The sequence below is a fragment of the Serratia sp. (in: enterobacteria) genome (assembly GCF_046715635.1).
GTDB lineage: Bacteria > Pseudomonadota > Gammaproteobacteria > Enterobacterales > Enterobacteriaceae > Chania.
Map to the genome: position 1 here is coordinate 1 of NZ_JBKJYW010000352.1, position 5,594 is coordinate 5,594.

At 58.6% G+C, this 5,594-nt stretch carries 6 protein-coding genes; all 6 read right to left on the reverse strand.

What is annotated here, in order from left to right:
* Window positions 1-772: selenocysteine-specific translation elongation factor (gene selB / locus ACLQ7H_RS18590; protein ID WP_411753938.1), on the reverse strand; the 772-nt coding region annotated here is incomplete at its 3' end.
* The gene (gene selA, locus ACLQ7H_RS18595; protein WP_411753939.1) at window positions 769-2,160 is read right to left on the reverse strand and encodes an L-seryl-tRNA(Sec) selenium transferase; all 1,392 of its coding nucleotides are present in this window, start codon (window positions 2,158-2,160) and stop codon (window positions 769-771) included. The genes selA and selB, both read right to left, overlap by 4 nt.
* Window positions 2,161-2,230: 70 nt before the next feature.
* Window positions 2,231-2,875 carry a DcrB-related protein gene (locus ACLQ7H_RS18600; RefSeq protein ID WP_411753941.1) on the reverse strand — a complete coding sequence of 215 codons (645 nt, stop codon included), beginning with the start codon at window positions 2,873-2,875 and terminating at the stop codon, window positions 2,231-2,233.
* A gap of 195 nt (window positions 2,876-3,070) precedes the next feature.
* Window positions 3,071-4,000, reverse strand: a complete 930-nt coding sequence (fdhE, locus tag ACLQ7H_RS18605; protein ID WP_115160056.1) for a formate dehydrogenase accessory protein FdhE — start codon at window positions 3,998-4,000, stop codon at window positions 3,071-3,073.
* Window positions 3,997-4,635: a formate dehydrogenase cytochrome b556 subunit gene (gene fdoI / locus ACLQ7H_RS18610; protein WP_411753940.1), complete on the reverse strand. Its 639-nt coding sequence runs from the start codon at window positions 4,633-4,635 to the stop codon at window positions 3,997-3,999. The genes fdhE and fdoI overlap by 4 nt, the downstream gene beginning before the upstream one ends.
* Window positions 4,632-5,543, reverse strand: a complete 912-nt coding sequence (fdxH, locus tag ACLQ7H_RS18615) for a formate dehydrogenase subunit beta (protein WP_179252565.1) — start codon at window positions 5,541-5,543, stop codon at window positions 4,632-4,634. Before fdxH ends, fdoI begins: the two co-directional genes overlap by 4 nt.
* Window positions 5,544-5,594 lie beyond the last annotated feature (51 nt).

Sequence of the window (5,594 nt, forward strand, 5' to 3'; positions counted from 1 at the left end):
CCAACAGCCAGTCGCCGCGCGTTAGCTGATCTTTGCTGACGTCACCGCTGATATTCAGCGCAATGCGCTGCCCGGCAACCGCCTGTTCTGCCGCCTGATTCTGCGCATGCAGGCCGCGCACCCGTACCGGCACATCCGCACCGGTCAGCCATAGCGTATCGCCTACCGCGACGCTGCCGCCCAGCGCCGTCCCTGTCACCACCAGCCCGGCCCCCTTGACGCTGAAGGCGCGATCCACCGCCAGGCGAAAACGGCGTGATAGTAAGTGCTCACCGGGTTGCAGCGCCAACAGATGCTGGCGCAGCTCATCAATACCTTCTCCCAGGGCCGCCGCCGTAACAAATACCGGGGCATCATGCCAGCCCTGCTGCGCCAATTCGGCCAACACCTGGGTTTGCACTTCGGCGACTCGAGCTGGGTCCACACGGTCGGCTTTGGTTAGCGCCACCGTCAACTGCGCTCTGCCGCTCAGGCGTAGGATTGCCAGGTGCTCGCGAGTTTGTGCCATTACGCCATCGTCGCAGGCCACCACCAGCAGCGCATGGTCAATGCCGCCAATGCCCGCCAGCATATTAGCGAGGAATTTTTCATGGCCGGGAACGTCGATAAACCCCAGCACGCGGCCATCTGGCTGCGGCCAATAGGCATAACCAAGATCGATGGTCATGCCACGGCGTTGCTCCTCCGGCAGACGATCGGCATTGATGCCGGTGATCGCCTGTAGCAGGGTGGTTTTACCGTGGTCAACATGGCCAGCGGTGGCGATAATCATGCGCTCAGCGCCTCAACCAGTGCGCCCTCCTGTTCCAGGCAACGCAGATCGAGCCACAGCTTGCCGTCGTTGATGCGGCCAATGACCGGCTGCGGCAAGCTACGCCACTGCTGGGCCAAACCTTCTAGAGTTGCGCCCCGGCCATCGAATGGGGCAAAGGTCAACGCGAAGCTCGGCAGGCGATCTATCGGCAGCGAACCGCTGCCAATCTGTGACCAACACGGCTCGCTACGCAGCTCGAAACGGCCAGCAAACAGCGGGGCCAACTGGCTCTGCAAACGTTCGGCTATTTCCTGCATCTGTTGCTGTGGACGGGTCAGTAAGCGCAAGGTAGGTAGATGTTCTGCCAGTAACTCAGGCTGTTGATATAACCGCAGCGTGGCTTCCAGCGCCGCCAAGGTGATTTTGCCGACGCGCAGGGCGCGCTTGAGTGGGTGCTGTTGCAAACGGGCGATCAGATCTTTTTTACCGACGATAATCCCAGCCTGCGGACCGCCAAGCAATTTATCACCGGAGAAGGTCACTAGATCGACACCTGCGGCGATCAGGCGCTGCGGCATCGGTTCGGCGGGCAAACCGTAATGCGCCATGTCGATCAGCGAGCCACTGCCCAAATCGGTCGCCACAGGGATCCCCTGCTCGTGGCCCAACACCGCCAGTTCGCTTTCATCGACCGCGGCGGTAAACCCTTGAATGCTGTAATTACTGGTGTGCACCTTCATCAACAGGCCGGTTTGCTCGTTGATGGCGGCACGATAATCTTTCAGATGTGTGCGGTTGGTGGTGCCGACCTCCACCAGTTGGCAGCCCGCCTGGCGCATAACGTCCGGGATGCGGAACGCGCCGCCAATCTCCACCAGTTCACCGCGCGACACTACCACCTGCTGGCCCGGAGCCACCGCCGCCAGCATCAACAACACCGCCGCCGCATTATTGTTGACGATGCAGGCATCTTCCGCCCCGGTAAGCTGGCAGAGTAGATCCGCGATGGCCCGATCGCGATGCCCACGGCCTGCGCCATCCAAATCGTATTCCAAGGTCACGGCACTGCTCATGGCACTGACCACCGCATCCACTGCCGGTTGCGCCAACAGCGCTCGCCCCAGGTTAGTGTGCAACACGGTGCCGCTGAGGTTAAATACCGGTTGCAACGCCGGGCGCTGCTGTTGCTCCAGGCGTGCATGTAGCGCCTGCGGCCAGTCCTGACACCAGGCGGGCAGTTGTTGCTGCGTCTTGATGGCTTCACGCGCCTGCGCCTGCATCTGGCGCAGCAGTTCGCTGATGAGCGTCTGGCCATGTTGGGCGACGGCGGGTTCAACGGCAGGATCGCGCAGCAGGCGGTCGATGGCAGGTAACTGGCTGTAAAGTTGCTGGGATTCAGTGCTCATGGTCACTCGGTTTTCAATGTCCGGTTATCGGCAAACTGGCTTATTGGCGTGCTGAGATAAACCAGTCCGGCTATTTCATCTGCATGGTATCAATAATCCGCTGTACCAGGTCATGATGTAGATCCGGTGTTTTCGCCGGCGTTAACATCTGCAACGTCACCACCCGTTTATTGAACACCGTCAACACGATGGTGGAAACCAGTTTTTGCCCGTTGACCGTCTGCTCGGTATCCAGACGATGGAACTTCTGCTGGCCGACGGTGAAATTCTCTTCTTTAGTTTTCTTGATGTTCTGATAGCGGTCAGACAGCTCGGTAATGATGCTTTGCGTCAGCTCTTTGAGCATCGCATCGCTGGTATTGATCTTCATGTCTGCTGGCGGGATCACTTCCGAAGCAACGGTGCGCTGGCGCGATTTGCTGTCGAGGAACAGCTGAATGGTCGACTTGTCGTCGTTGATGATGCCGCTCAGCTTGGTCTGATCGCTGAAGCCCGGCGGCAGTTCAAAAGTGATTTGGCCTTTTTGCAGCGAGACGTTCAGGCCAGGGGCGAGTTTGGGTTCTTCAACCGGCGGCGCTGGCGTTACGGGTTGTTTTACAACCGGTTTTGGCGCAGGTGCGGGGACTTCCGGCTTTTTGCTGTCCTGGTTATCGCAGGCTACCAGCCCGGCAAGCAGCACGGCCAGCGCCGTACCTTTGGCAAGGGTCTTCAACATCATGTCTTCCTTTCGCGTTACGCGTCTTGGCGTAACGGTAGCAACTCGCTTGCCGGTTTGCCAGATGTCTAATCCGAAAGTCGCTGCTGCCCCCTCACCCCAACCCTCTCCCACAGGGAGAGGGAGCTGCAAAAGTGATGGAGTTGAATTGGGCAATTACAGTGGCAAGGGTCGAACGAATAAGCCCAACTGTCATTACTCGCCAGGGAACAGGAACGGGTTGATGCTGCTGCGCGCGAAGCCTTCCTCTTCCATCTTGGCATCGAGGATAAGCGAAGCCAGATCGTCGGCCACCGCCTCGACCTTCGGGTCCTTCTCCTGATAGAGGATCTTCAGGTAGGTGCCACAGTCGCCACAGCTTTCCGCTTTCACCGCGGCCTGCTCACTTTCCAGTGACCAGTAGTTGAGATCGCCGGTTTGCTCACAGTTGCTGCATTTCACCCGCACCACGTGCCATTCACTCTCGCACAGGTTGCAGTGCAGATAGCGCAGGCCGTTCACGGTACCAAGATGTACTACGCTGGAAACCGGGATACTGCCGCAAACCGGGCAGAACTGGCGATGCTCGCCGTACTCGGCCCGTGCCTTGCCAGGGATCTGGCTGGCCATCTGCGTCCAGTACAGCGACAGCGCCGCCCAAAGGAACGGGGCTTTGTCGCTGCCTACTTTGGCAAACTCGCCTTTCAGCAGGGCGCTGGCCAGCAGTTCCAGCTCATGGGACGAGGATTTCTCCAGGTTATCCAACACCGCCAGCACGTGTTCCGGTGCCTGCGGGCGCAGCTCTGCGATCAGCGAGGCCAGCAGCTTGTGCCAGTGTTCGCTGCGTGGATAGACGCTGATGTCCAACGGTGGCTTGCCGCTGGCAGCGCTCTGGGTCAGCGTTTCGCCGAGATCCAGCTCCAGCGGATTATCGTGGCAGGCGTTGTTCTGCGCTTGCGCAATGCTGGCGGCAAAGTTGAGGTAGTCACCCAGCGGATGGTCTGCGGCCAGTTGCTGCAGACGTTCGGCTCGGCGGGTATAAAGGCTCTTCAAGTTGGCGAAAAGTAACGGCGGAATAGTTTCCGCCGTTGAAGACTTTTCACGCTGTGCCCCTAACTGCTCTTTAGGAACGATGCGGATACTCATCTGGGTTTGTCTTCCTGTTGTTTCTCGCGGACCTCACGGTACCAGCGCGGGTGATGCTTCTTGGCCCAGGCAGCCGGCACCCAACCTTCCACCATCGCGGTAATCGTGCCTTTTACCCACAGAGCGGCGTAAATGTGCACCATAATCACGATGATCAAGCCCACCGCAGCCACCGAATGCACGACCAGTGCAATGCGGATCAGCGGGATGGGGAAGGCTGGGGCAAAGTATGGCCGCCAGATAACGATACCACTGGCCAGCAACAGCACCAGACTGATGATCGCCGCCCAGAATACGCACTTCTGACCGAAATTATAACGCCCAGTGTCACCCACTTCCTCATTCATGGCGATTTTGTGGATGTTTTTTGCCCAGACGATATCTTCCCGGTTGATCAGGTTGTGCTTCCAGTAGCGCAGGAACATCAGCAGGAACGCGACGAACATCAACACCCCGGTGAAGGGGTGAAGGATACGTGCCAGCTGCGGCGTACCAAAGATATTCATCAGCCAGTTAAAGGACGGGAACAGGAATCCCAGCCCGCTGATGGCGGCAAAAATAAAGCAGAACGCCACAATCCAGTGGTTAATCCGCTCCGGCGCACTGTAGCGCTGAATTGGCTTTTCCTTCCTCATTTGCGCGTCTCCTCATCATGATGCTCGTCCTGCGGATCCTGCTCTTCCTCTTCTTCAACGCGGTTTGGCCCCACGCCGACGTAGTGGAAGATGCTGGCCGCGAAGGTGGCAGCAAACCCGATAGCGGCCAACGGTTTCCAGACCCCTTTCCAGAAGGTCACCGCCGGGCTGATGGTCGGGTTATCCGGTAAACCGTGATACAGCTGCGGTTTATCGGCGTGATGCAGTACGTACATCACGTGGGTGCCGCCCACGCCAGCCGGATCGTACAGACCGGCATTCTGGTAGCCACGGGTTTTCAGTTCATCAACACGTTCCGCCGCAACATTTTTCATCGCTTCTTTGGTGCCAAAGTGGATCGCCCCAGTCGGACAGGTTTTCACACAGGCCGGTTCCTGGCCAACGCCAACGCGGTCGACGCACAGGGTACACTTGTATACCCGGTTATCTTCCGCGTTCATGCGTGGCACGTCGAACGGGCACCCGGCGATGCAGTAACCACAGCCGATACAATGTTCGGACTGGAAATCGACGATGCCGTTGGCGTACTGGATAATGGCCCCTTCCGCCGGGCAAGCCTTCAGGCAGCCCGGATCGGCACAGTGCATGCAGCCATCCTTGCGGATCAGCCACTCCAGCTTGCCGTGCTCCTCAACTTCCGAGAAGCGCATCACCGTCCACGATTTGGCGGTCAGATCGGCGGGGTTATCGTAAACCCCGACGTTGTGCCCCACTTCGTCGCGGATATCGTTCCATTCAGAACAGGCTACCTGGCAGGCTTTGCAGCCGATACAGGTAGTGACATCGATCAGCTTGGCCACTTCTTCCTGGTGATCGCGCGCGCGCGGTGCCGGGGTGAAGCCATTGGTGGCGGATTTACGAATGATGTCTTGAGATTGCATTGCCATAATTCGTCTCCGTTACACCTTTTCCACGTTAACCAGGAACGCCTTGAACTC

Bases quoted from the DNA above. Each gene is read 5' to 3' on its own strand.
- selA (WP_411753939.1), bottom strand. From the start codon at position 2,160: ATGAGCACTGAATCCCAGCAACTTTACAGCCAGTTACCTGCCATCGAC.
- fdhE (WP_115160056.1), bottom strand. From the start codon at position 4,000: ATGAGTATCCGCATCGTTCCTAAAGAGCAGTTAGGGGCACAGCGTGAA.
- fdxH (WP_179252565.1), bottom strand. From the start codon at position 5,543: ATGGCAATGCAATCTCAAGACATCATTCGTAAATCCGCCACCAATGGC.
- fdoI (WP_411753940.1), bottom strand. From the start codon at position 4,635: ATGAGGAAGGAAAAGCCAATTCAGCGCTACAGTGCGCCGGAGCGGATT.
- ACLQ7H_RS18600 (WP_411753941.1), bottom strand. From the start codon at position 2,875: ATGTTGAAGACCCTTGCCAAAGGTACGGCGCTGGCCGTGCTGCTTGCC.